The organism is uncultured Luteimonas sp. (assembly GCF_947492465.1).
GTDB lineage: Bacteria > Pseudomonadota > Gammaproteobacteria > Xanthomonadales > Xanthomonadaceae > Luteimonas.
In genome coordinates this window covers 96,961-119,345 of record NZ_CANLNF010000006.1, presented here as the reverse complement: position 1 = coordinate 119,345, position 22,385 = coordinate 96,961, and the positions used below count along the sequence as shown (strand labels likewise).

Genomic DNA, 22,385 nt, shown 5'->3' with positions numbered 1-22,385 from the left:
GGCGCGCCGGACTGCGTTCCCGCGCGCGACGGACGCGCTTCCGATCGCACGCATGGCCGGCGTCGAGCAGCGCGCCGCAGACCCGGGCGCCGCCGGTCGGTCGACCGGCGGCGGGCGTCGAATCGATCGGCCACGCCGTCTCCGCATCCCGGCCCGCCGTCTCCGCAGGCCCCGGTTGCGGGGTCGGACCGTATCCTTGGTGGATGGTCGAACCCCTCCCGCACGCCGCTTCGCAACCGCCCCCGGCATCCGGCACGCCACCCCTTGCGCTGGTCTTCGGCGGCAGCGGACAGATCGGCCGGCCGCTGCTCGCGCGCCTGTCCGCGGCCGGCTGGACGGTGCTGGCGATCTCGAGGCAGCCGCAACCGGGCCTGCCCGGCCTGCGCTGGCAGCGCGGCGAGCTGGCCGCGCCCGGCGTCCTGCCCGCGCGGCTCGATGCGATCTTCAGCTGCGGCCCGCTCGACGGCTTCGCGCAGTGGTTCGCGCGCCAGGCGCCGGATTGCGGCCGCGTCGTCGCGTTCGGATCGACCAGCGTCGGGGTCAAGCACGATTCGGCCGACCCTGCCGAGCGCGACGTCGCCGGACGCCTGCGCGCGGCGGAGGCGCAGCTGTTCACTGCCGCGGCTGCCCGCGGCGTGGGTGCCACCGTGCTGCGTCCGACCCTGGTGTACGGCGCCGGACGCGACGCCACCCTGACCCGCATCGCCGCGCTCGCCCGGCGCCTGCACGGCTTCGCCCTGCCGGGCGACGCCCGCGGCCTGCGCCAGCCGGTCCACGTGGACGACCTCGCCGACGCGGCATTCGCCTGCCTCGCCGCCGCAGCGGCGACGCAGGGCCGCGCCTATGCGCTGCCCGGTGGCGAGACGCTGTCCTATCGCGAGATGGTGGCGCGGGTGCTGGCGGCGCTGCCGGAACGGCCGCGCCTGTGGACGCTGCCGCCGGTGCTGTTCCGCGCGCTGCTGGTGCCGGCGCGACTGGCCGGCGTGGCCTCGGGCTTCAGCGATGCCGCGCTGGCGCGCATGCGCCAGGACCTCACCTTCGACGCCGCGCCGGCGCAGCGCGATCTGGGCTACGCGCCGCGCGCGTTCGCGCCCGACGCCGCGATGTTCACACCTCCGGCGTGACCTCGGCCACCGGCGGCCGCGCCTTCTGCAGCGTGCGGATCGCGATCAGCAGCACCCCGCCCAGCACCATCGCGCCGCCGATCCACAGCGCAGGTCCCGGCCGGTCGCCCCAGAACACGATGCCCAGCACGACCGCGAACACCGGCGTCATCAGCAGGTAGGGCGTGACCTGCGCCACCGGATGACGCTGCACCAGCCGGAAGAACAGGCCGTGGCCGAGCAGCGAGGCGAAGACCGCGGCATACAGCGCGCCGCCCCAGCCGACCCACGTCGCCTCGCGCAGCGCCGCGAATCCGTCCGGCTCCACCACGGCGCTGATCGCCAGCAGCGGCAGCAGGCTGAGCGCGGCGGTCCAGCCCTGCTGGTCGACCATGCCGATGCCGCTCAGGCGCCGCATCAGCACCGTGCCGATGGCCACCATCAGCGACGAGAACAGCATCACCCCCAGCGCCAGCGGCTGGTCCAGCACCATCGGATCGAACCCCAGCACCAGCACGCCGGCGAAGCTCACGGTGATGCCCAGCGCGGTGCGCCAGGCGAAGCGCTCGCCGAGCCACCACCAGGCCAGCAGCATCGCCATCGGCACATAGGTCTGGGTGACGATCGCCGGTGACGACAGGTTGCCGGCCAGGCGCAGCGCAAGGAAGCTGGTGCCGAAATGCAGCACGCCGGTGAACAGCGCGATCCCCGCCAGGCGCGGCCACTGCGAGCGCGGCGGCGGCCGCATGAACGCCGCCAGCAGCAGCACCACGATCGCCATGCGCAGCGCGGTGAACAGGAATGGCGGGATCTCGCGCAGCGCATGCGCCGAGGTGAGGAAGTTCACCGCCCAGCACAGGCAGATCAGCAGCGCGAGCGCCAGGTCGCGCCCGCGCAGGCCGGCGCCCGCGCTCATGGGGTCACCAGCGCAGGCCCAGCTTGCGGTAGAGCTTGGACAGCACCCAGGCCGGGCCGATCAGCAGGTAGCGCAGGTCGGTGAAGAAGCTCGGCTTCTTTCCCTCGTACAGTTTGCTGTGGCCGACGAACTGCGCGATCCAGGCCAGCACGAACACGCCCACCGCCAGCCACAGCAAGAAGCGCGTGCCCTGCAGCCGCTCGATCCAGAAGCTCGACCACAACATCGCCACGAAGACCGCGAGCATGCCGAAGCCGATCGGGCGCGACGCGCGGAAATAGAACATCCATGCCGCGAAGCAGGCCAGCCCGGCCCACAGGCCCGCGCGGAAGCCGCTGTCTGCCGGCACCGGGATGCACCACAGCAGCGCGATCACGCTCCACAGGATCAGCGGCACCGCGAACACGTGGATGCGCCGGTTGGCCGGGTTGCGATGGTCGGCCGAGTAGCTGTCGAACCAGCGGTCGATGGGACGGTCGGATCGCGGCTCTGTGGGCGCGTCCACGCTATTGGCCTTTATTGTTGCGAGGTGAATGTCGGCAGGATAGCGCGAACCTGAGGGCTTGGGCACGGCCCATCCGCGCGGGGGCGCGGTACTGTCCCGGCGGCGCGGAGAGTCTCCCGAGCCAGCCCCGGGAACGCATACTCAAAGCCGGGAAACCCTGGAGCAGCGGCGGTCGCTGCCGCTCATTGGCCGGGCAAAACGGGATTCCGGAGGCTGGGCTGCAACAAGGAGTGGTGTCTTGAGAATGCTGGGATGGCAAGTCGCGATCTCTATTGCGGCGCTGTGCGGAACCGCTGAGGCAGGATGGTCCAGGGTCTCCGAAGACCGGATCAGCCTGGATGGCTATATCGGCAAGGAGTCGTATCACGACTTCCTGTCTGTTGCCGAGGGTGGCTACCGCGAGGTTGTGGTGAACAGTGCCGGCGGATATCCGTCCGTCACCTTGCTGATCGCGGAGCATGTTCGACAGAGCGGTGCGACTGTGGTCGTGGACGGGGTTTGCATGTCCGCATGCGCAAACTACATCGCGGCGGCTGGGTCGAGGCTTGTCATCGAATGTGGATCGGTCCTTGCGTGGCATGGTGGCTTGCAGTCCGTGGCTCAAGCCAAGGTAGCAATGGCGGCATCCGGCGTGCCAAGTCCCGTCATCGATGCCTACGCATCCTGGCTGTCGGAATTCAAAAACAGGGAGGCGGCGTTCTTTCGTGCCACTGGCGTCGACATGAGCATCCTGGGGGATTCAGTTGCCGCGGTCGAAACAGCCGGCATCACCCCCGCAGTAACGTTTGAAATAGACGACGTGACTGGCGAATACTCGTACACCACTAGCGCTGCGTTCTGGGTGCCAGCCCGGTCTGACCTGGAATCGTACGGATTCAACGCGGAGTTCTCCTGCAGCGCCTACTCGGATGCCGATATCTCCAGGTACCTGGCTCGGGCTGGCATTGGTGCACCCTTTACGACACTCTCGCGCTCCAGGTTATCGCCGTGACCTATGCGTCGCGGGCGGCGCAGTGCCGGGGGTCCGGTTGCTCACGGTCCGATTGAGGTCCGGGGCGCAAATGACGGAACTGCCGCCCTGGCAGGCGCAGGCCGAACCCAAATTGCACGAGATCCGGAGGTCGGATCTCCGGGGACGGTACCCGCGGCCGGCCGTCAGTCGACCGAAATCCCCGCCAGCTTCTGCAACGCCTCGGCATAGCGCGCGCGGGTGCGTTCGATCACTTCGGGCGGCAGGCGCGGGCCGGGTGCGGTCTTGTCCCAGTCCAGCGTTTCCAGGTAGTCGCGGACGATCTGCTTGTCGTAGCTGGGCGGGCTGGTGCCGACTTCGTATTCGTCGGCCGGCCAGTAGCGCGACGAGTCCGGGGTGAGCATCTCGTCCATCACGTACAGGCGTCCGTCGGCGTCGGTGCCGAACTCGAACTTGGTGTCGGCCAGCAGGATGCCGCGTGCGGCCGCGTACTCGCAGGCATGCCGGTACAGGCGAAGGGTCGCGTCGCGCACCTGCTCGGCGAGGTCGGCGCCGGCCAGCTTGACCGCGGTGTCGAAGTCGATGTTCTCGTCGTGGTCGCCGACGGCGGCCTTGGTCGACGGGGTGAAGATCGGTTCGGGCAGCTTCTCGGCCTGGCGCAGGCCGTCGGGCAGGCGGATGCCGCTCACCCGGCCGGTGCGCTGGTAGTCCTTCCAGCCGCTGCCGATGATGTAGCCGCGTGCGATCGCCTCGATCGGCACCGGCCGCAGCTTCCGGGTCACCACCGCGCGTCGCGCATACAGCGCCGGGTCCGCGCCTTCGGGCAGGACCGTCGCCACGTCGATGCCGGTGAGGTGGTTGGGTACCAGCGCGGCGGTCTGTTCGAACCAGAAGTTGCTGATCTGGCAGAGCATCTCGCCCTTGCCGGGAATCGGGTCGGGCAGGACCACGTCGAACGCGCTGAGGCGGTCGGTGGCCACGATCAGCAGCCGGTCGTTGCCCAGGTCGAACACGTCGCGCACCTTGCCCCGGTGGCGCAGGTTCAGGCCGGGCAGGTCGCTGTGCAGCAGGGTCGTCGCCAAGGAGGGTGGCCTTCGGGCGGGCCGGCAAGTGTAGTGCGATTTCCGCCGGCAATGAACGGCCGGCGGTACACTGGCCGGCATGAACCGCTGGTACGGAAAACTGCTGGGCTTCATCGCCGGCTACCTGCTGCTGCGCCATCCCGGCGGCGGCCTGATCGGATTGCTGATCGGGCACGCCTTCGATGCGGGGTGGATCGGCGGTGGCGGTGGCGGCGCCTCGTACCGCGCGCTGGGTCTGTCGCCCGAAGCCACCGACGACGAGATCGACCGGGCCTACCGGCGGCTGATGTCGCAGTACCACCCGGACAAGGTGGCGGGCGCGGCGCCCGAGCTGCGCGAGCAGGCCGAGAAGAAGGCGCGCGAGATCAACGCCGCCTACGACCGCATCATGAGCCGCCGTCGCCGGCGCTGACCTTCGATACCGCGGGCACGGGCCGCGCTGGCGACACCATCCCGGCCTCGGCCCGTCCAGGCCCACCGCAGGAAGAGCACCATGCAAGCACCCGTCATCGCCCCGTCCATCCTCTCGGCCGACTTCGCCAGGCTTGGCGAGGAGGTCGACCGGGTCCTTGCCGCGGGCGCGGACTGGGTGCACTTCGACGTGATGGACAACCATTACGTGCCCAACCTCACCATCGGCCCGCTGGTGTGCGAGGCACTGCGCCGCCACGGCGTGACCGCGCCCATCGACGTGCACCTGATGGTCGAGCCGGTCGACCGCATCGTCCCGGATTTCGCCAGGGCCGGTGCCAGCCTGATCAGCTTCCACCCCGAAGCGTCCCGGCACGTGCACCGCACCATCCAGCTGATCAAGGCCGAGGGCTGCCAGGCGGGCCTCGTGCTCAATCCGGCCACGCCGGTGGACGTGCTCGACTACGTGCTCGAGGAACTCGACCTGGTGCTGCTGATGTCGGTCAATCCCGGTTTCGGCGGCCAGGCCTTCATCCCCTCGGCGCTGGACAAGCTGCGCCGCGTGCGCGAGCGCATCGACGCGACCGGTAAGCCGATCCGGCTGGAGATCGATGGCGGGGTCAAGCCCGACAACATCGGCCAGATCGCCGCTGCGGGCGCCGACACCTTCGTCGCCGGTAGTGCGATCTTCGGCCAGCCCGACTACGCCGCGGTGATCGCACAGATGCGCGCGCAGATCGACAGGGCCGCCGCATGAACACCTGCGACCTGTGCGACCGCTTCGAAGACCGGGTGCGGGTGCTGGAACTGCCGCTGCGCGACTACGGCGGGCGCACCGCGTTCTCCGGACAGGTGAGCACGGTCAAGGCGCTGGAGGACAACTCGCTGGTGCGCGAGGCCGTGGCCGAACCCGGCGCCGGGCGCGTGCTGGTGATCGACGGCGGCGGTTCGCTGCGGCGCGCGATGCTCGGCGACATGCTGGCGGAAAAGGCCGTGGCCAACGGCTGGAGCGGCGTGCTGGTGCATGGCGCGATCCGCGACAGCGGCGCGATCGCCGGGCTGGATCTCGGGGTCAAGGCGCTGGCCACCTGTCCGCGCAAGACCGACAAGCTGGGCCAGGGCCTGCGCGACGTACCGGTGGCGTTCGGCGGACTGGTGGTCGTGCCGGGGCAGTGGCTCGCGGCGGATCTCGACGGCGTCGTGGTCGCGGACCAGCCGCTGGCCTGAGGCCATCCGGGCCTTGCGCCGCCTGCCTGGCGACGGATCCGCCTTGTCGCGGCGGATCCGTCGCCGGTAGACATGAGGGCAATCCCGCCCCCGCCCGTCGTCCCTGCTATGGACTCCCATGCTGGGGGCGGACCATGACACGCCGATGACAGGCCAGGCACGGCGGGTGCCCGTGCGCCGCCGCGTCGCGGTTGCGTGAAGCGCCGCGGACGGAGGCGTGCTACACCAGCGTCCCCCGAACGTCGGCCCCCTCCATGTCCAGCCCGCACTGGCGCCTGATCATCAACGGCAAGTCCGCTGGCGACGACGATCTGCGCGCGGCCGTGCAGGCCATGCGCGGACGGGGCATCACCATCGACGTGCGCGTGACCTGGGAGCAGGGCGATGCGCGGCGCTACGTCGACGAGGCCATCCGCGACGGCGCCTCGACCATCGTCGCGGCCGGGGGCGATGGCACGCTGAGCGAGGTCGCGGCCGCGCTCGCCGGCGACGACCGCTCCGCCGCTGTCCTTCCCGCACTGGGCCTGGTGCCGACCGGCACCGCCAACGACTTCGCCACGGCCGGGGACTTCCCGCAGGCACCCCTGCCGGCGCTGGCGCTGGTGGCGACGCAGGCGGCGCAGCCGATCGACCTGCTGCGCCTGGAGGCGGGCGGCGCCGTGCACTGGGTGGCCAACCTCGCCAGCGGCGGGTTCGGTACCCAGGTCACGGTGGAAACGCCGGAAGGCATGAAGAAGCTGCTCGGCGGACTGGCCTACCTGCTGACCGGCCTGTCCCGGCTTGGCCGGATCGATCCGAGCCGGGCCACCCTGCGCGGCCCCGGCTTCCAATGGCAGGGAGAGTTCATCGCGCTGGGCGTGGGCAACGGGCGCCAGGCGGGCGGCGGCCAGGCACTGTGCCCGGATGCGCTGGTCGACGACGGCCTGCTCGACGTCACCGTGATCCCGGAACTGTCCGGCGAGATCGCCGCGACGCTAGGCGCGGTCGTGAGCGAGGGCAAGGTGGCGGCGCTGGATCGCGTGGCCACGCGCGTGCGGCTGCCGTGGATCGAGATCCATGCCGACGCGCCGCTGGCGCTCAACCTCGACGGCGAGCCGGTCGAATCCACCCGCTTCCGCATCGAATGCGTGCCGCGTCGCCTGCGCATGCACCTGCCGCCGGACAGTCCGTTGCGTTCGCAACCACCGCCGCGGCCCCGTCCCACGGTGTAAAACGGCCGCAAAGCCGCTACATTAACGCCATGGGCGCGACCGCATTCCCGCATTTCCTTGCTGCCGGCGAAGGCTGGCGATGGTGGCCTGCCGCCGTCGCCACCGCCCGTCCGCATCCCGAGGAAATGCCGCGTGTCCCCGCAAGAAGAATTCCAGCGATCCGCCGCTGAAGGCCATACCCGTATTCCCGTCGTGCGCGAGGTCCTGTCCGACCTCGACACGCCGCTGTCGGTCTACCTGAAGCTGGCCGACGGCCCGCACACCTACCTGTTCGAATCGGTCGAGGGCGGCGAGCGCTTCGGCCGCTATTCGATCATCGGCCTGCCGGCCAGGCGCGTATTCGCCTTCCGCGGGCACACGCTGACCGTCAGCGAACTCGGCGAGCCGGTGGAAACGCGCGAGGTGGCCGATCCGTTCGCCGAGGTCGAACGCCTGCGCGCGGAGCACTCGGTGCCGCGGCTGCCCGGGCTGCCGGGCTTCAGCGGCGGCCTGGTCGGCTGGTTCGGGTTCGAGTGCATCGAGTACATCGAGCCGCGCCTGCGCGCCAACGCCAATCCCGACGAGCTCGACACGCCCGACATCCTGCTGATGCTCAGCGAGGAAGTGGCGGTGTTCGACAACCTCAAGGGCCGGCTGTACCTGGTCGTCCACGCCGACCCGCGCGAGGCGCAGGCGTTCGCGCGCGCCAACCGGCGCCTGGACGCGCTCGCGCACCGGCTGCGCCACGGCGGCGCGGGCTATCCCGAGACGCTGCGTCCGGAAGCCGTGGACGAGGCCCACTTCGAATCGGGCTTCACCCGCGAGGGCTTCCTCGACGCGGTGGCCCGGGCCAAGGACTACATCGCCGCGGGCGATGCCTTCCAGGTCGTGCTGTCGCAGCGCATGAGCGTGCCGTTCAACGCGCGCCCGGTGGACGTGTACCGCGCGCTGCGGGCGATGAATCCCTCGCCGTACATGTACTTCCTCGACGTCGGTGGCACCCAGGTGGTCGGTTCCTCGCCGGAGATCCTGGTGCGGCTGCAGGGCGGCGAGGTGACCGTGCGACCGATCGCCGGCACGCGTCCGCGCGGCGCCACGCACGAGGAGGACCTGGCGCTGGAGGCCGAACTGCTGGCCGATCCCAAGGAGCGCGCCGAGCACCTGATGCTGATCGACCTGGGCCGCAACGACGTCGGCCACGTGTCCGAGGCGGGCAGCGTGGAGGTCGGCGAGCGCTTCGTGATCGAGCGCTACAGCCACGTGATGCACATCGTCAGCGAGGTGACCGGCCGACTGAAGCCGGGGCTGAGCTATGCCGACGTGCTGCGCGCCACCTTCCCGGCCGGCACCGTCAGCGGCGCGCCCAAGGTGCGCGCGCTGGAGATCATCCGCGAGCTCGAGCCGGTCAAGCGCAATGTGTATGCCGGGGCGATCGGCTACATCGGCTGGCACGGCGATGCCGACACCGCCATCGCCATCCGCACCGCGGTGATCCAGGACGGCCGCCTGCACGTGCAGGCAGGCGCCGGCATCGTGTTTGATTCCGACCCGCAGAAGGAATGGGACGAAACCATGAACAAGGGCCGCGCGCTGTTCCGCGCGGTGGCGCAGGCGGCGCGGGGACTGTGAGAAGGAGTGTCGGGGGCATGTATGCAATGAAGCGTGCAGCGGCGGCCACGGGCGTGGCTGCGCTGGTCCCGGCGGGCGGCTCAGCTGCGCAGGGCCGTAGCCGGCGCGATGCAACGGACCTGGACCACCGCCGGGTCGTCCGCGTGCTCGAGCAGCAGGCGGCGTACGCGCGCCTGCCAGGCGTCGGCCAGCCGTCGCTGCTGCGCGGCTTCGGCCTGGCCGTGCACCACCAGGGCGAACAGGTTGCGCTGGTCGGGCTCGACCGGCACGGGAGAGGTGTCCAGCGTCACCTCCACCACCTGGCCGCTGTCGCGCCTGCGCAGGCGCAGCGCGTCGATGCCGGCTTCGCCGTAGCGCAGCAGCCCGGCCCGCACGTGGTGGCCCGCCAGGCCCTTGAAGCCGCCGGCGCCTGCCGCGCCGGTGACCAGGGTCAGGACCTGCCCGATCACGCCCGAGACGCCCGCGTCCTCGGTTTCGGGCAGGCTGACCGCGACGTGCCCGCGTTCGGGCAACGCTTCGCCATAGAGCGCCCGCAGCCCGGCACGGGCGCACAGCCATGCGCCGGCCACGGTCGGGCAGGAGTGGCCTGCCAGGCGCACGGCATCGGCGTAGCGGTACTCGATCACCCCGTCCGACGGCGCGCCCAGCAGTTCGGCCAGGCCGTCGTGCAGGCGCAGCACCGGCGCCTGCTCGAAGAACGCGGGAAAGCCCATGGCTCAGGCCCGGACGATGAAGTCGATCACGATGGCGCCGGGCTCGCGCTGGCGGTAGGCGATCTCGACGCGATCGCCGAAGCGGTCGACCAGCTGGCCCAGCAGCGGCAGCGGGTCGTGGTCGTTCACGAAGCGCATCGCCTCGCCCGGCTGCAGCGCGTCCAGCGCGCCGAAGATCGCCGAATGGCGGAAGCGCCGGGCGATGCCGCGGGCGTCGAAGGGGTGGGCGGTGTACTCGGCGGAACCGGAAGCGTCGGTCATGGCGATGGTCCTGTGGAAGGGGACGCCAGCCTGCGCCGCGCGCCGGCCGCAATCCCTGATCCAGGTCAGGGCATCGCCGGATCGCAGCCCGGCACGTGCCCGCAGGCCGGGCGTCCGAGTGCCGCGGAGGGCCCGGCATGCTGCTGATGATCGACAACTACGACAGCTTCACCTGGAACCTCGTGCAGTACCTGCAGGCGCTGGGGGCGGAGGTGAAGGTGGTGCGCAACGACGAGCTGACGGTCGCGCAGATCGGGCAGCTCGCGCCCGAGCGCATCGTGATCTCGCCCGGACCGTGCACGCCCAACGAGGCGGGCGTGTCGGTGGGCGTGATCGAGGCGCTGGGTGCGCGGGTGCCGATCCTGGGCGTGTGCCTGGGCCACCAGAGCATCGGCCAGGCCTATGGCGGCAGGGTCGTGCGCGCGGGCCGGATCATGCACGGCAAGACCTCGCCGATCCGCCATGCGGGCCAGGGCGTGTTCGCCAACCTGCCCGACGGCTACGAGGCCACGCGCTACCACTCGCTGGTCGTCGAGCGCGACTCGCTGCCGGCGTCGCTGGAAGTCACGGCGTGGACCGAGCACGACGACGGGTCGGTCGAGGAGATCATGGGGCTGCGCCATCGCGAACACCCGGTGGAAGGCGTGCAGTTCCATCCCGAGTCGATCCTGACCGAACACGGACATGCGCTGCTGAAGAACTTCCTGGAGCGCTGAACCCCACCGGCCGCTTCCGGAAGGCGGGTCCTTCCGGCGACGCGAGGCGATCCCGTCCGATGGGCGGACCGGCGGTCCACCACGCGACAGGCAGCCACACGAATCCCGAACACGCGCCACGAACCACACGAACCACGGATCAGCCCAGCCCATGACCATCACCCCCCAGGAAGCCCTGCAGCGCACGATCGAGCATCGCGAGATCTTCCATGACGAGATGATCGACCTGATGCGACAGATCATGCGCGGCGACGTCTCGCCGGTGATGACCGCGGCGATCCTCACCGGCCTGCGGGTCAAGAAGGAGACCGTCGACGAGATCGCGGCCGCGGCCAGGGTGATGCGGGAACTCTCGCGCGCGGTCGAGGTGCAGGATCGTTCGCGCCTGGTCGACATCGTCGGCACCGGGGGCGACGGCTCCCACACCTTCAACATCTCCACCGCCAGCATGTTCGTGGCCGCCGCCGCAGGCGCGCGCGTGGCCAAGCACGGCAACCGCAGCGTGTCGTCGAAGTCGGGCAGCGCCGACGCGCTCGAGGCGCTGGGCGCGGCGATCGAGCTGCAGCCGGCGCAGGTATCGCGCTGCATCGAGGAGGTCGGCGCCGGTTTCATGTTCGCGCCGATCCACCATCCGGCGATGAAGGCGGTGGCGCCGGTGCGCCGCGAGATGGGCGTGCGCACGATCTTCAACATCCTCGGGCCGCTGACCAATCCGGCCGGCGCGCCCAGCGTGCTGATGGGCGTGTTCCACCCCGACCTGGTCGGCATCCAGGTGCGCGTGCTGCAGGAGCTGGGTACCGAGCGCGCGCTGGTCGTCTGGGGTCGCGACGGCATGGACGAGATCTCGCTGGGCGCGGCCACGCTGGTGGGCGAGCTGCGCGACGGCGTGGTGCGCGAGTACGAGATCCACCCCGAGGATTTCGGCATCGGCATGGCCGCCAGCCGCAACCTGCGCGTGGCCGATGCGACCGAATCGAAGGCGATGCTGCTGGGCGCGCTGCGCGGCGAGGCCGGCCTGCCGCTCGAGATCGTGGCACTCAATGCCGGCGCGGCGCTGTACGTGGCCGGCGTCGCCGGTTCGATCGGCGACGGCATCGCGATGGCGCGGGCGGCGGTGGCCTCGGGCGCGGCGTTGCGCAAGCTGGAGGAATTCGTCGCGGCCACCCGGCGGCTGGCCGCCGCGGACGGGGGCTGATCCGTCGCTGGTCCTGTCGCCGCCCCTGTCCAGGAGTCCGAAAATGCATCCGGCCACGTTCGCCCGACTGCCGCCGCCGCCGTACTACGCGGTGATCTTCAGCGCCCAGCGCACCGACATCGACAACGGCTATGGCGCCACGGCCGATCGCATGGTCGAGCTGGCGCATCAGCAGCCCGGTTTCCTCGGCGTCGAATCCGTGCGCGGCGCGGACGGATTCGGCATCACCGTGGCGTACTGGGACAGCGAGGAGGCGATCCGCGCCTGGCGCCAGCATGCCGAGCACACCGCGGCGCGCGAGCGCGGCCGCGCCGAGTGGTACCGGCATTTCGAGTTGCGCGTGGCCCGCGTCGAGCGCGCCTACGGCTGGGATCGCAAGGCCGCCGCCGTGCCGGGCGGCTGAGACAAACCCCGCGTGGCTTCCGGCGCCGTGCGCAACGGTGCGATCATGCACATCGCCTTGCGGGGCCGGCGCAGTGCCGGTTGGCGCCCGGCAATCGAAGAGGACACACCGCCTTGAACCACCTGTTGCGCCCCGCGCTGCCGCGCAGCGGCGACATCCTGCAGAAGATCCTGGCGCGCAAGGCCGAGGAGGTCGCCGCGCGCGCCGCCGACCGCCCGCTGGCGCAGATGCGCGCGCTGGCCGCCGACATGCCGCCCACGCGCGGCTTCGCCGCTGCGATCGAGGCGAAGATCGCCGGCGGCGCCGCGGCCGTCATCGCCGAGATCAAGAAGGCCAGTCCGTCGAAGGGCGTGATCCGCCCCGATTTCCATCCCGCGCAGATCGCGCGCAGCTACCAGGACGGCGGCGCCGCCTGCCTGTCGGTGCTCACCGACATGGACTTCTTCCAGGGCGCCGACGCCTACCTGCAGGAGGCCCGCGCGGCCTGCACGCTGCCGGTGCTGCGCAAGGATTTCACCATCGATCCGTGGCAGGTGCATGAGGCGCGCGCGCTGGGCGCCGACTGCATCCTGCTGATCGTCGCCGCGCTGTCGGACGGGCAGCTGGCCGAACTGTCCGGCACCGCGATGGAACTGGGACTGGACGTGCTGGTGGAAGTGCACGACATCGACGAACTCGAGCGCGCCATCCAGGTGCCCGCGCCGCTGCTGGGCATCAACAACCGCAGCCTGCGTAGCTTCGAGGTCTCGCTCGATACCACGCTGTCGCTGCAGGGCGCGGTGCCGCGCGACCGCCGCCTGGTGACCGAAAGCGGCATCCACGCCGCAGCCGACGTCGAGCGCATGCGGGCGGCCGGCATCCACGCCTTCCTGGTCGGCGAGGCGTTCATGCGCGAACCCGATCCGGGCGCCGCGTTGCGCCGGCTGTTCTTCCCGGCATGAGCGCGGACGAGGCCCCGCGCCAGCCGCCGCTGGTGGTGTTCGATTTCGACCACACCCTCTACGACGGCGATTCGGGCAGCCACCTGTTCGCCTGGCTGATCCGGCGCAGCTGGTGGCGCACCGCGCTGGCGCTGCTGGCCGCGCCGGTGTTCGGGCCGATGGTCGCGTTCCTGCCCACGCGCCGCTACGGCATCTCGGGCTTCGTGTGGATCGGCACGGTGGGCATGTCCGGGCCGCGCACGCTGGATGCGGCCATCGACCGCTACGTGGCAGGGCACGAGGCGCAGATCCGCGCGCGGCTGCTGCCGGTGGCGCTGGCCGTGCTGCACCGGCACCGCGACGCCGGCGACCGCGTGGTGATCGCTACCGGCGCGCCGCCGGAGCTGGCGCGCGCGATCCTGGCGTTCGTGGCGCACGAGGCGGTGCCGGTGATCGGCACCCTGGTCGGCCCGCGGCTGGGCGCGATCGTCGCGGTGCGCCACTGCCACGCCGAGGAGAAGATGCGCATGCTGCGCGAGCGCGGCCTCGGCGAGATCGACATCGCCTACTCCGATTCCAGCGCCGACCTGCCGCTGCTGGTGGCGGCGAAGTCGCCGGTGGTGGTCAATCCCAAGCGCGGCAGCGAGGCGATGTTCCAGCGCATGCTGGCGCCGGGCACGCCGATCCTCAACTGGGGTTGCCGCGACCGCGGCGGCGAGCCGGTGACCGTCCCGGCCTGACCGCCGGACCGCCGGACCGCCGGGCCGCCGGCGGCGGCCTGCGGCCGGCGCGTGTCAGGCGTCGCCCAGGCGCTTGATGAAGCGGACCGTCCCGTCGCTGTAGCCGCAGGCCCGGTAGAACGCGTGCGCGTCGGTACGCTGGGAGCCGCTGGACAGCTCGAGACGCGCGGCACCGCCGCGGCGGGCGCGCCGCTCGGCCTCGCGCAGCAGCTGCCGGCCGAGGCCCTGGCCGCGCGCCGATGCGCTCACCACCAGCGCCGTGATGCGGCAGGTGGTGGTGTCCAGCGGCAGGTAGTACATGAAATCCAGCGCCACCAGCCCGGCCACGGCGCCATCCACCCGCGCCACCACGAGCGCCTGGCGGTCGTTGTCCAGGATCGCGCGGATCCGGCGCGCCGCGTCCTCCACGTCGCAGGGATAGCCCAGCTCGCAGAGCAGGGCGGCGACGTCGTCGGCGTCGAGCAGGCCCGCGCTGCGCAGGTCGGCTTCCGGCAGGTCGCCGCCCTGCGCGAACGGGCCGCCGCTCATCGGGTCCCGTAGAGCACGATGGTCTTGCCGCGGGCGTGCAGCTGGCCGTCGGCCTGCAGCTTCTTCAGCACCCGCCCGGCCATCTCGCGCGAGCAGCCCACCAGCCGTGCCAGCTCCTGCCGCGACACGCGCAACTGGGTGCCTTCGGGGTGGCTCATCGCCTCAGGCTCCCGGGTCAGGTCGTGCAGGGTGCGAATGATGCGGTCGGTGACGTCCAGGAAGGCCAGGCGGCCGGCCTTGCGGCTGGTGTCGAGCAGCCGACGCGACAGCTGCGCACCGATCGCGTACACGATGGAGGTCGCATCGTTGGTCAGGGTGCCGTCGAACAGCTGGTAGAGCCGCTCGTAGCTGATCTCGGCCAGTTCGGTCGGCACGCGCGTGCGCAGGATCACCTCGCGCACCTCGCTCTCGATGAACAGCCCCATCTCGCCGACGAATTCGCCGGGCCCGAAGTAGCCGAGCACCAGTTCGCGGCCGTCGTCCTCCTCGGTGATGATGCTGACCGAACCGCTGATCACGTAATACAGGGTGCCGGCGGGATCGCCGGGGCGGAACACCTCCGTGCGCGGCGGATAGCGCCGACGGTGGCAATGGGCGAGGAAACGTTCGATGGCCGCGGGGGACGGTGCCATCGGATGGGACGGGCGGCGATAGCTGCTGATCAGGGCCACAGGGCTTGGTTTCATGCAGGGGGGAACGGGGGAAGCGCCGAGATTAGGCCGTCCTTGCCCCGCGAGCAAACGCCTTGCCCCCACGGTCACCCGCTTTGCCCCATAATTCTGCCCTTCGTCCGCCCGACCGGGGACCGTCCCACGTGGTCAAGCCGCTGCCTCGCCTGAAGCTCCAGGGCTTCAACAACCTCACCAAATCGCTGTCCTTCAACATCTACGACGTCTGCTACGCGGCGTCCGAGGATGAGCGACGCCGGTACATCGAGTACATCGACGAGCAGTACGACGCCGACCGGCTGACCCAGATCCTGACCGACGTGGCCGAGATCATCGGCGCGAACATCCTCAACATCGCGCGCCAGGACTACGATCCGCAGGGCGCCTCGGTGACCATCCTCATTTCCGAGGAGCCGGTGATCGACAAGAAGGATGCCGGCCGGGACGTGATCTCCGACGCCGTGGTCGCGCACCTCGACAAGTCGCACATCACAGTCCACACCTATCCGGAGACCCATCCGGACAACGGCATCGCGACCTTCCGCGCCGACATCGACGTGTCGACTTGCGGCGTGATCTCGCCGCTGAAGGCGTTGAACTACCTGATCGAGAGCCTCGAGTCCGACATCGTGGTAATGGACTACCGCGTGCGCGGCTTCACCCGCGACATCAAGGGCAAGAAGCACTTCATCGACCACAAGATCAACTCGATCCAGGACTACCTGGCCAAGAACATCAGGTCGCGCTACGAGATGCTGGACGTCAACGTCTACCAGGAGAACATCTTCCACACCAAGATGCACCTGAAGGACTTCGACCTGGACCAGTACCTGTTCGAGGAAAAGGCGCGCAACCTGTCGTTCAAGGAGCGCATGAAGATCGAGGCGCGGCTCAAGCGCGAGATCGAAGAGCTCTACCACGGGCGCAACCTGATCGACTGAAGGTCCCGCGACCGCCGCGTGGCAGGGGTCGCGTGGCAGGGGTCAGAGTCGACTTTTCGCCTCCGCGAAACGTCTGGCCTGATCCTGCCGCTGGGGGCGAAAAGTCGACTCTGACCCCGGTTCCAAGGCCCCGCATCGCGGGGCCTTTCGCGTTGCGGGGCCCGCCCGACGGCGCTGCCGCTGGCGTGCCTACAGCCGGTAGGCCACGGTCTTCATCAACCTGGAGGCGGCCGCCATCAGGCCCGGGATCGGTCGCGGCAGGATCCGCGCGCCGGCCATCTCGGCGTTGACCGCATGGCGCGCCTCGTCGAGTTTCATCTGCTGCAGGATCTCGCGGCTGCGCCGGTCGGCGCCGGGCAGGCTCTGCAGGTGTTCGTCCAGGTGCGCCTCGACCTGGCGCTCGGTTTCCACCACGAAGCCGAGGTTCCAGCCGTCTCCGCGCAGCCCGGCCAGCAGGCCCAGGGCGTAGCTGCCGCCGTACCAGAGCGGATTGAACAGGCTCGGACGGCTGTCGAGTTCGCGCAAACGCTCGGCGCACCAGGCCAGGTGGTCGGTTTCCTCCTGGGCGGCCTCCAGCAGGTGCGCGCGCGTGTCCGCTTCCCGGGCCACGGCGGCCTGGCCGAAGTACAGACCCTGGGCGCAGACCTCGCCGACGTGGTTGATCCGCATCAGTCCGGCGGCGTGGCGGCGCTCGCCGGGCGACAGGGCGGCGTCGGGCGTGCCGTCGGCGGGATTGTCGCGGCTCGCGGCGGGCTGCCCCAGCACGGTCTCCAGCGCCCGCTGCGCCTCGACCAGGACGCGGTCGACCGGGTTCAGCCGGCGGGGCCTGCCGCGTGGCGGTGCGGGAATGGTGGCCGGGAGCGTGGAAGCGGGGGCGTCGGGCATGGCAATCTCCGGGTGGGGCCGGGCGGAAGCGCCCATGTTGGCGCCTGCCGGGCCCCCACGCCAGCGCGAGAGTGGCCGCGACTTGCACCGGGCCGGGCGTCGGGCTAGAATTCCGCTTCTGTGTTCCACCTCAACAACGCGAGGCGAAGTTCCGGACCCCCGGAACCAGCCCGACCAGGCACCCGCCCGGAGTCATTATTTAGATGAAGACCTTTACTGCCAAGTCCGAGACCGTCCAGCGCGACTGGTATCTCGTCGACGCCACCGGCAAGACGCTGGGCCGCCTGAGTTCCGAACTCGCGCGCCGCCTCCGCGGCAAGCACAAGCCCGTCTACACCCCGCACGTCGATACCGGCGATTACCTCGTGGTAATCAACGCCGAGAAGATCGCGGTGACCGGCAAGAAGCTGACCGACAAGCTCTACCACCGCTTCACCGGCCACATCGGCAACCTCAAGACCGAGTCCCTGGCCCAGGCGCTGGAGCGCCACCCCGAGCGCGTGATCGAGATCGCGGTCAAGGGCATGCTGCCGAAGAACACGCTCGGCCGCGCCATGTACCGCAAGCTCAAGGTGTACAAGGGTGCCGAGCACCCGCACGCCGCCCAGCAGCCCCAGCCCCTGGATATCTAAACGATGGCTACCACCCAGAATTACGGCACCGGCCGTCGCAAGTCCTCCACCGCCCGCGTGTTCCTGCGCAAGGGCAGCGGCAACATCACCGTCAACGGCCGTCCGCTGGACGAGTTCTTCGGCCGCGAGACCGCGCGCATGATCGTGCGCCAGCCGCTGGAGCTGACCAAGAACACCGAGAGCTTCGACATCCTCGTCACCGCCAGCGGCGGCGGCACCACCGGCCAGGCCGGTGCGATCCGCCTGGGCATCGCCCGCGCCCTGGTCGAGTACGACGAGACGCTGAAGACCGAGCTGCGCAAGGCCGGGTTCGTGACCCGCGATGCGCGCGAGGTCGAGCGCAAGAAGGTCGGCCTGCACAAGGCGCGTCGCGCGACGCAGTTCTCCAAGCGTTAATGCGCCGCTGGCGCCATCGCCTCGCGATGGCGCTACAATCCGCTCCATAGCCCCGTCGCCAAGCGGTAAGGCACCTGACTCTGACTCAGGCATTCGGTGGTTCGAATCCATCCGGGGCTGCCATATCCGAAAAGACCCGCCTTTTGGCGGGTCTTTTTGTTTGCGCGCCGCCAGGCCCTGGTGCGCGCGTACCCTGTGCATGCGCAGCGAGTTCTCGCCGATGCGCTCGCGGCAGGGGCGCAGAGAGCGAGCGATCGCGCTGCGCCCGCCACGTCGTCCGGCTGCACGCACGCTAGAATCCGCCGATGACGGCCCCGCTCCTTCCGCCCCTGTCCGATATGCACCGCGTGCTGGACGACATGCGTGCGCGCGGTTTCGCCGTGCTGCCTCCGGCCGGGCTGGTTTCGCTGGCGCGGGCGCGACCTGCGGATTTCGAGACGCTCGCGGCGGCTTGGGACGACCTGCCGCCCGACGCCTACCTGCGCGACGGCGGCCGCTATCGCAGCCGTCGCCACTCCTGTTTCGTGGTCGACGGGGAGCAGGTGCGGCAGGTTCCGCATCGCGCGCACTGGCAGTCGCTGGACTACAACGCGCTGCACGGCGGCATGCTCCGCATGTTCGAACCGATCGCGCCGGGTACCGTCGCCGCGCCGGTCTGGGCGTCGCTGCTGCGTGCCCTCGGGCAGCGGTGCTCGGCGCTGCGCGACCCGCGGCCCTGGTTCGTCGAAGCGCACCAGTTCCGCATCGACACCGCCGACGGGATCGGCCGGCCGACCCCGGAAGGGGCGCATCGCGACGGCGTCGATTTCGTCGCCGTCATCCTCGTTGCCCGCCACGCCATCAAGGGTGGCGAGACGCGGGTGTTCCAGGCCGAAGGTCCGGACGGCCAGCGGTTCACCCTGCTCGAGCCCTGGTCGCTGCTGTTCCTGGACGACGCCCGGGTGATCCACGAGTCCACCCCGATCCAGCCGGCCTCGGACGACGCGCCGGGCCATCGCGACACCCTGGTGCTGACCTTCCGCGCCGGCAGCTTCCAGGGCGACGACTGAGGGCAGTGGGCGGGGGCGGCAGCCCGCGATTCCAGGGTCCTGCCCCGCGGCGAAGATGACGCGCCGCCAGTTTCGATCCAGCCGTCCACGCAACGCTCGCGCTCGCCGATGGAAGATCCAAGGCGAATCCGGGCCAGGCGCCACCACCGCGAACCTCGATCCGCGGGCCGCTGGTTACAATTGAAATCACGAATCCGTTCCGGAGCAGGCATGAAACTCGGTTCACTGAAGGAAGGCGGCCGCGACGGCACCCTCGTGGTCGTCTCGCGCGACCTGACCCGCGCGGTCCGCGCCGCCGGCATTGCGCCGACCCTGCAGCGCGCGCTGGAAGACTGGGACAACGCCGCGCCGCGGCTCAACGCCCTGGCCCAGTCGCTGGAAAGCGGCGATGCCGACGGCGTGTTCGACCTGGAGGCCAACGCACTGGCCGCGCCGCTGCCGCGCGCCTACGAATTCGTCGATGGCAGCGCCTACCTGCCGCACGTCGAGCGCGTGCGTCGCGCCCGCGGCGCCGAGGTGCCGGAGAGCTTCTACACCGACCCGCTGATGTACCAGGCGACCAGCGCCGGCTTCCTCGGACCGCGCGATCCGGTGAGGGTGGTCAGCGAGGACTACGGCATCGACCTGGAAGCCGAGGTCGTGGTGGTCACGGGCGACGTGCCGATGGCGGCCACGCCCGAGCAGGCGGCCGCGCACATCCAGCTCGTCGGCCTGGTCAACGACGTCAGCCTGCGCAACCTGATCCCGGCCGAACTGGCCAAGGGTTTCGGCTTCCTGCAGTCCAAGCCCCGCTCGGCGCTGTCTCCGGTGTTCGTCACCCCGGACGAGCTGGGCGAGGCCTGGCGGGGCTGCAAGCTGCACCTGCCGCTGGTCACCCACGTCAACGGCGAATGGTTCGGGGCGCCCGAAGCGGGCGTGGACATGCAGTTCGATTTCGCCCAACTGGTGGCCCACGCGGCCAGGACGCGTCCGCTTTCCGCTGGAACTCTCGTTGGTTCCGGGACCATCGCCAACCAGGACACCTCGCTTGGCGCATCGTGCTTCGCGGAAAAACGCACCGTCGAAGCGCTCGAGACGGGCAAGCCGGTCACCCCGTTCCTGTCCTTCGGCGACAGCGTGCGCATCGAGATGCTCGATCGCGACGGGCGCAGCATCTTCGGTGCGATCGAGCAGCGCATCGAGCGCTACTCCGCGTCCTGACGGGCGGGGGCTGACGCGACGGGTGGCGAGCATGCATCATGCGCGCTGGCCCACGATGGCGGGCCGGCCCGGCATGGCGTCACCATGGCATGGACAGGCAGGGCCGATGGCGCGATGCGCGCCGCGGCCATCGCGGCGCGCGTGCATTCCCGCACCGCTCCGGCACGTGGGGATGCGTGCATCGTGAACAGCGACAGGGGGCGTGCGGGGTGAGCGAAGAACTGCGGCTGTATTCCTACTGGCGCTCGAGCGCCGCCTATCGCGTGCGCATCGGCCTCAACCTCAAGGGCCTTGCCTACGAGACCGTGCCGGTGCACCTGCTGCGCGACGGCGGCGAGCAGCTGGCGCCCGCGTTCGCGGCGACCAATCCGCAGAAGCTCGTCCCGGTGCTGCAGCACGGCCAGCGCGTGTTCCGCCAGTCGCTGGCGATCCTGGAGTACATCGACGAGGTGTGGCCGGAACCGCAGCTGCTGCCCAGCACCTCGCGCGAGCGGCAGCGGGTGCGGACGCTGGCGCAGCTGGTGGCCACCGACATCCATCCGCTCAACAACCTGCGGGTGATGCGCTACCTGGAGCGCGAGTGGAACGTGCCGCAGGCCGAGCGCGATGCCTGGACCCGGCACTGGATCATGGAAGGCTTCGATGCGTTCGAGACGCTGCTCGAAGGCCATCCGGCGACCGGGACGTTCTGCGACGGCTTCGCGCCGACCATCGCCGACTGCTGCCTGGTGCCGCAGGTCTACAACGCGCGCCGGTTCGGCGTGGACATGGCGCGCTACCCGACCATCGTCGCCGTCGAGCAGGCCTGCCTGGAACTGCCGGCGTTCCGCGACGCCGCGCCCGACCGGCAGCCCGACGCGCCGCTCCAGGCCTGACGCCGGGCCTTCGGACCGCCTTCATGCTGGCCGCGGTGGCGCCAAGCCAACCGCGGCAGGGCCATCAGCCCGTGCCGAACACGTCGGCGTAGGGGTCGTGCTCGCCGCTGCCGCCTTCGGACAGGCGGAACTTGAGGTCCAGCCCTTCGCGCGAGTCGGCCGCGCGCAGCGCGGTTTCGCGCTCGATCCGGCCTTCCTTGTAGAGGCGGAACAGGCACTGGTCGAAGCTCTCGATGCCGTCCTCGAGCGATTCCTCCATCGCCTGCTTGATCTCGTGCACCTGCCCGCGCCGCAGCAGGTCGCGGATCATCGGCGTGTTGATCAGCACCTCGGTCGCAGGCAGGCGACGCCCGTCGACCCCCACCACCAGCCGCTGCGAGACGACGGCGCGCAGGTTCAGCGCCAGGTTCATCAGCACGTTCTTGTGCGCGGCCTCGGGGAAGAAGTTGAGGATGCGCTCGATGGTCTGGTCGGCGTTGTTGGAGTGCAGCGTGGCCAGGCACAGGTGGCCCGTCTCGGCGAAGGCGATCGCCGCCTCCATCGTGGTGGCATCGAGGATCTCGCCGATCAGGATGACGTCCGGCGCCTCGCGCATCGCGTTCTTGAGCGCGTTGTGGAAGGCGTGGGTATCCAGGCCGACCTCGCGCTGGTTGACGATCGACTTCTTGTGCTTGTGCAGGTACTCGATCGGATCCTCGATGGTGAGGATGTGGCCCGAGGTGGTGCTGTTGCGGTAGTCGATCATCGAGGCCAGCGAGGTCGACTTGCCCGAACCGGTGGAGCCGACGATCAGCACCAGCCCGCGCGGGGCCATGATGATGTCCTTGAGCACCTGCGGCAGCTGCAGTTCCTCGATGGTCGGGATAGCGCTGCGGATCGCACGGATCACCATGCCCACCTCGCCGCGCTGCTTGAACACGTTGACGCGGAAGCGCCCGGAGTCCTGCAGCGAGATCGCCATGTTGAGCTCGAGGTCGCGCTCGAACTGCGGCACCTGGCCCTCGTCCATCAGCGAGTACGCGATCTTCTTGACCATGCCCGGCGGCAGGCCGGTGTTGCCCAGCGGATAGAGCTTGCCCTCGACCTTGATGTACACAGGCGCGCCGGTCGTCAGGAACATGTCCGACGCGTTCTTCTCCGCCATCAGCTTCAGGAAATAGCCGATGTCCATGTACAGATCCCCAATGGCCCGCCCCGACCGTTGCGCATCGGGCGAAGGCTGTCGACAAT

The 22,385-nt window shown here is 70.2% G+C and carries 27 protein-coding genes and 1 tRNA gene; 19 read left to right on the top strand and 9 right to left on the bottom strand.

Annotation, left to right across the window (positions count from 1 at the left end):
- Positions 1–203: 203 nt before the first annotated feature.
- On the top strand, positions 204–1,124 hold the full coding sequence (locus Q0863_RS13940) for an NAD-dependent epimerase/dehydratase family protein (RefSeq protein WP_298579556.1): 921 nt from the start codon (positions 204–206) through the stop codon (positions 1,122–1,124).
- Here Q0863_RS13940 and Q0863_RS13935 read toward each other — a convergent pair.
- Together Q0863_RS13935 and Q0863_RS13930 are read right to left on the bottom strand one after the other, a co-directional pair.
- Entirely contained in the window at positions 1,108–2,019 is a 912-nt protein-coding gene (locus Q0863_RS13935) for a DMT family transporter (protein WP_298579553.1), read from the bottom strand. The genes Q0863_RS13940 and Q0863_RS13935 overlap by 17 nt on opposite strands.
- A gap of 4 nt (positions 2,020–2,023) precedes the next feature.
- Entirely contained in the window at positions 2,024–2,524 is a 501-nt protein-coding gene (locus Q0863_RS13930; RefSeq protein ID WP_298579551.1) for an Mpo1-like protein, read from the bottom strand.
- A 238-nt stretch (positions 2,525–2,762) separates the two neighbouring features.
- On the opposite strand from Q0863_RS13930, the gene Q0863_RS13925 reads away from it, so the two are divergent.
- Positions 2,763–3,515 carry a hypothetical protein gene (locus tag Q0863_RS13925; RefSeq protein ID WP_298579548.1) on the top strand — a complete coding sequence of 251 codons (753 nt, stop codon included), beginning with the start codon at positions 2,763–2,765 and terminating at the stop codon, positions 3,513–3,515.
- A gap of 164 nt (positions 3,516–3,679) precedes the next feature.
- Here Q0863_RS13925 and Q0863_RS13920 read toward each other — a convergent pair whose 3' ends face one another.
- Positions 3,680–4,576 (bottom strand): phosphoribosylaminoimidazolesuccinocarboxamide synthase, encoded by an 897-nt coding sequence (locus tag Q0863_RS13920; protein ID WP_298579544.1) that lies wholly within the window; start codon positions 4,574–4,576, stop codon positions 3,680–3,682.
- Positions 4,577–4,655: 79 nt separating this feature from the next.
- Here Q0863_RS13920 and Q0863_RS13915 point away from each other — a divergent pair, with 79 nt between their 5' ends.
- From Q0863_RS13915 to trpE, 5 genes are all read left to right on the top strand, one after another.
- Complete coding sequence (locus Q0863_RS13915; RefSeq protein ID WP_298579541.1) at positions 4,656–4,988, top strand: DnaJ domain-containing protein; 333 nt, start codon at positions 4,656–4,658, stop codon at positions 4,986–4,988.
- An 81-nt stretch (positions 4,989–5,069) separates the two neighbouring features.
- Positions 5,070–5,744 carry a ribulose-phosphate 3-epimerase gene (rpe, locus tag Q0863_RS13910; RefSeq protein ID WP_298579538.1) on the top strand — a complete coding sequence of 225 codons (675 nt, stop codon included), beginning with the start codon at positions 5,070–5,072 and terminating at the stop codon, positions 5,742–5,744.
- Positions 5,741–6,214: a ribonuclease E activity regulator RraA gene (rraA, locus tag Q0863_RS13905; RefSeq protein WP_298579535.1), complete on the top strand. Its 474-nt coding sequence runs from the start codon at positions 5,741–5,743 to the stop codon at positions 6,212–6,214. The genes rpe and rraA overlap by 4 nt, the downstream gene beginning before the upstream one ends.
- 254 nt (positions 6,215–6,468) lie before the next feature.
- Positions 6,469–7,425 carry a lipid kinase YegS gene (gene yegS / locus Q0863_RS13900; RefSeq protein ID WP_298579532.1) on the top strand — a complete coding sequence of 319 codons (957 nt, stop codon included), beginning with the start codon at positions 6,469–6,471 and terminating at the stop codon, positions 7,423–7,425.
- Positions 7,426–7,557: 132 nt separating this feature from the next.
- On the top strand, positions 7,558–9,033 hold the full coding sequence (trpE, locus tag Q0863_RS13895) for an anthranilate synthase component I (protein ID WP_298579529.1): 1,476 nt from the start codon (positions 7,558–7,560) through the stop codon (positions 9,031–9,033).
- Positions 9,034–9,113: 80 nt separating this feature from the next.
- On the opposite strand, the gene Q0863_RS13890 is transcribed toward trpE, so the two are convergent.
- A complete protein-coding gene (locus Q0863_RS13890; RefSeq protein ID WP_298579526.1) occupies positions 9,114–9,746 on the bottom strand; it encodes a hypothetical protein in 633 nt (210 codons plus the stop codon).
- A 3-nt stretch (positions 9,747–9,749) separates the two neighbouring features.
- Positions 9,750–10,007, bottom strand: coding sequence for a DUF2249 domain-containing protein (locus Q0863_RS13885; protein ID WP_298579524.1), 258 nt, complete (start codon positions 10,005–10,007; stop codon positions 9,750–9,752).
- A gap of 137 nt (positions 10,008–10,144) precedes the next feature.
- On the opposite strand from Q0863_RS13885, the gene Q0863_RS13880 reads away from it, so the two are divergent.
- The 5 genes from Q0863_RS13880 to Q0863_RS13860 all read left to right on the top strand — a co-directional run bounded on the left by Q0863_RS13880 (position 10,145) and on the right by Q0863_RS13860 (position 13,981).
- Complete coding sequence (locus Q0863_RS13880; protein WP_298579522.1) at positions 10,145–10,723, top strand: aminodeoxychorismate/anthranilate synthase component II; 579 nt, start codon at positions 10,145–10,147, stop codon at positions 10,721–10,723.
- 151 nt (positions 10,724–10,874) lie between these two features.
- Positions 10,875–11,918 (top strand): anthranilate phosphoribosyltransferase, encoded by a 1,044-nt coding sequence (trpD, locus tag Q0863_RS13875; RefSeq protein ID WP_298579520.1) that lies wholly within the window; start codon positions 10,875–10,877, stop codon positions 11,916–11,918.
- Positions 11,919–11,961: 43 nt separating this feature from the next.
- A complete protein-coding gene (locus Q0863_RS13870; protein WP_298579517.1) occupies positions 11,962–12,321 on the top strand; it encodes an antibiotic biosynthesis monooxygenase in 360 nt (119 codons plus the stop codon).
- Between the two features lie 122 nt (positions 12,322–12,443).
- Positions 12,444–13,262, top strand: a complete 819-nt coding sequence (trpC, locus tag Q0863_RS13865) for an indole-3-glycerol phosphate synthase TrpC (protein ID WP_298579785.1) — start codon at positions 12,444–12,446, stop codon at positions 13,260–13,262.
- Positions 13,259–13,981, top strand: a complete 723-nt coding sequence (locus Q0863_RS13860; protein ID WP_298579514.1) for a haloacid dehalogenase-like hydrolase — start codon at positions 13,259–13,261, stop codon at positions 13,979–13,981. The genes trpC and Q0863_RS13860 overlap by 4 nt, the downstream gene beginning before the upstream one ends.
- 54 nt (positions 13,982–14,035) lie before the next feature.
- Here the strand turns inward: Q0863_RS13860 and Q0863_RS13855 are convergent, their stop codons facing one another.
- Together Q0863_RS13855 and crp are read right to left on the bottom strand one after the other, a co-directional pair.
- Positions 14,036–14,509 (bottom strand): GNAT family N-acetyltransferase, encoded by a 474-nt coding sequence (locus Q0863_RS13855; protein WP_298579511.1) that lies wholly within the window; start codon positions 14,507–14,509, stop codon positions 14,036–14,038.
- Positions 14,506–15,141 carry a cAMP-activated global transcriptional regulator CRP gene (crp, locus tag Q0863_RS13850; RefSeq protein WP_298579782.1) on the bottom strand — a complete coding sequence of 212 codons (636 nt, stop codon included), beginning with the start codon at positions 15,139–15,141 and terminating at the stop codon, positions 14,506–14,508. Before crp ends, Q0863_RS13855 begins: the two co-directional genes overlap by 4 nt.
- A gap of 182 nt (positions 15,142–15,323) precedes the next feature.
- Here crp and speD point away from each other — a divergent pair, with 182 nt between their 5' ends.
- A complete protein-coding gene (gene speD / locus Q0863_RS13845) occupies positions 15,324–16,118 on the top strand; it encodes an adenosylmethionine decarboxylase (protein ID WP_298579508.1) in 795 nt (264 codons plus the stop codon).
- A 189-nt stretch (positions 16,119–16,307) separates the two neighbouring features.
- Here speD and coq7 read toward each other — a convergent pair whose 3' ends face one another.
- Complete coding sequence (gene coq7 / locus Q0863_RS13840) at positions 16,308–17,003, bottom strand: 2-polyprenyl-3-methyl-6-methoxy-1,4-benzoquinone monooxygenase (protein WP_298579505.1); 696 nt, start codon at positions 17,001–17,003, stop codon at positions 16,308–16,310.
- Positions 17,004–17,206: 203 nt separating this feature from the next.
- Here coq7 and rplM point away from each other — a divergent pair, with 203 nt between their 5' ends.
- The 6 genes from rplM to maiA all read left to right on the top strand — a co-directional run bounded on the left by rplM (position 17,207) and on the right by maiA (position 21,155).
- Positions 17,207–17,635 (top strand): 50S ribosomal protein L13, encoded by a 429-nt coding sequence (rplM, locus tag Q0863_RS13835; protein ID WP_298579503.1) that lies wholly within the window; start codon positions 17,207–17,209, stop codon positions 17,633–17,635.
- 3 nt (positions 17,636–17,638) lie between these two features.
- Entirely contained in the window at positions 17,639–18,031 is a 393-nt protein-coding gene (gene rpsI / locus Q0863_RS13830) for a 30S ribosomal protein S9 (protein ID WP_298579499.1), read from the top strand.
- Between the two features lie 48 nt (positions 18,032–18,079).
- Positions 18,080–18,154 (top strand) — tRNA-Gln (locus Q0863_RS13825).
- 182 nt (positions 18,155–18,336) lie between these two features.
- On the top strand, positions 18,337–19,080 hold the full coding sequence (locus Q0863_RS13820) for a 2OG-Fe dioxygenase family protein (protein WP_298579496.1): 744 nt from the start codon (positions 18,337–18,339) through the stop codon (positions 19,078–19,080).
- Positions 19,081–19,290: 210 nt separating this feature from the next.
- Positions 19,291–20,280: a fumarylacetoacetate hydrolase family protein gene (locus Q0863_RS13815; protein ID WP_298579494.1), complete on the top strand. Its 990-nt coding sequence runs from the start codon at positions 19,291–19,293 to the stop codon at positions 20,278–20,280.
- Between the two features lie 209 nt (positions 20,281–20,489).
- Positions 20,490–21,155: a maleylacetoacetate isomerase gene (maiA, locus tag Q0863_RS13810; RefSeq protein ID WP_298579491.1), complete on the top strand. Its 666-nt coding sequence runs from the start codon at positions 20,490–20,492 to the stop codon at positions 21,153–21,155.
- Between the two features lie 64 nt (positions 21,156–21,219).
- Here the strand turns inward: maiA and Q0863_RS13805 are convergent, their stop codons facing one another.
- Positions 21,220–22,326, bottom strand: a complete 1,107-nt coding sequence (locus tag Q0863_RS13805) for a PilT/PilU family type 4a pilus ATPase (protein ID WP_298579488.1) — start codon at positions 22,324–22,326, stop codon at positions 21,220–21,222.
- Between the last annotated feature and the right edge of the window lie 59 nt (positions 22,327–22,385).

What these genes read in the sequence shown, in the direction of transcription:
- Q0863_RS13940 (WP_298579556.1), top strand. Translation starts at nt 204, where the DNA reads ATGGTCGAACCCCTCCCGCACGCCGCTTCGCAACCGCCCCCGGCATCC.
- Q0863_RS13935 (WP_298579553.1), bottom strand. Translation starts at nt 2,019, where the DNA reads ATGAGCGCGGGCGCCGGCCTGCGCGGGCGCGACCTGGCGCTCGCGCTG.
- Q0863_RS13915 (WP_298579541.1), top strand. Translation starts at nt 4,656, where the DNA reads ATGAACCGCTGGTACGGAAAACTGCTGGGCTTCATCGCCGGCTACCTG.
- rpe (WP_298579538.1), top strand. Translation starts at nt 5,070, where the DNA reads ATGCAAGCACCCGTCATCGCCCCGTCCATCCTCTCGGCCGACTTCGCC.
- rraA (WP_298579535.1), top strand. Translation starts at nt 5,741, where the DNA reads ATGAACACCTGCGACCTGTGCGACCGCTTCGAAGACCGGGTGCGGGTG.
- yegS (WP_298579532.1), top strand. Translation starts at nt 6,469, where the DNA reads ATGTCCAGCCCGCACTGGCGCCTGATCATCAACGGCAAGTCCGCTGGC.
- Q0863_RS13890 (WP_298579526.1), bottom strand. Translation starts at nt 9,746, where the DNA reads ATGGGCTTTCCCGCGTTCTTCGAGCAGGCGCCGGTGCTGCGCCTGCAC.
- Q0863_RS13885 (WP_298579524.1), bottom strand. Translation starts at nt 10,007, where the DNA reads ATGACCGACGCTTCCGGTTCCGCCGAGTACACCGCCCACCCCTTCGAC.
- Q0863_RS13880 (WP_298579522.1), top strand. Translation starts at nt 10,145, where the DNA reads ATGCTGCTGATGATCGACAACTACGACAGCTTCACCTGGAACCTCGTG.
- trpD (WP_298579520.1), top strand. Translation starts at nt 10,875, where the DNA reads ATGACCATCACCCCCCAGGAAGCCCTGCAGCGCACGATCGAGCATCGC.
- Q0863_RS13870 (WP_298579517.1), top strand. Translation starts at nt 11,962, where the DNA reads ATGCATCCGGCCACGTTCGCCCGACTGCCGCCGCCGCCGTACTACGCG.
- Q0863_RS13860 (WP_298579514.1), top strand. Translation starts at nt 13,259, where the DNA reads ATGAGCGCGGACGAGGCCCCGCGCCAGCCGCCGCTGGTGGTGTTCGAT.
- Q0863_RS13855 (WP_298579511.1), bottom strand. Translation starts at nt 14,509, where the DNA reads ATGAGCGGCGGCCCGTTCGCGCAGGGCGGCGACCTGCCGGAAGCCGAC.
- crp (WP_298579782.1), bottom strand. Translation starts at nt 15,141, where the DNA reads ATGGCACCGTCCCCCGCGGCCATCGAACGTTTCCTCGCCCATTGCCAC.
- coq7 (WP_298579505.1), bottom strand. Translation starts at nt 17,003, where the DNA reads ATGCCCGACGCCCCCGCTTCCACGCTCCCGGCCACCATTCCCGCACCG.
- rplM (WP_298579503.1), top strand. Translation starts at nt 17,207, where the DNA reads ATGAAGACCTTTACTGCCAAGTCCGAGACCGTCCAGCGCGACTGGTAT.
- rpsI (WP_298579499.1), top strand. Translation starts at nt 17,639, where the DNA reads ATGGCTACCACCCAGAATTACGGCACCGGCCGTCGCAAGTCCTCCACC.
- Q0863_RS13820 (WP_298579496.1), top strand. Translation starts at nt 18,337, where the DNA reads ATGACGGCCCCGCTCCTTCCGCCCCTGTCCGATATGCACCGCGTGCTG.
- Q0863_RS13815 (WP_298579494.1), top strand. Translation starts at nt 19,291, where the DNA reads ATGAAACTCGGTTCACTGAAGGAAGGCGGCCGCGACGGCACCCTCGTG.
- Q0863_RS13805 (WP_298579488.1), bottom strand. Translation starts at nt 22,326, where the DNA reads ATGGACATCGGCTATTTCCTGAAGCTGATGGCGGAGAAGAACGCGTCG.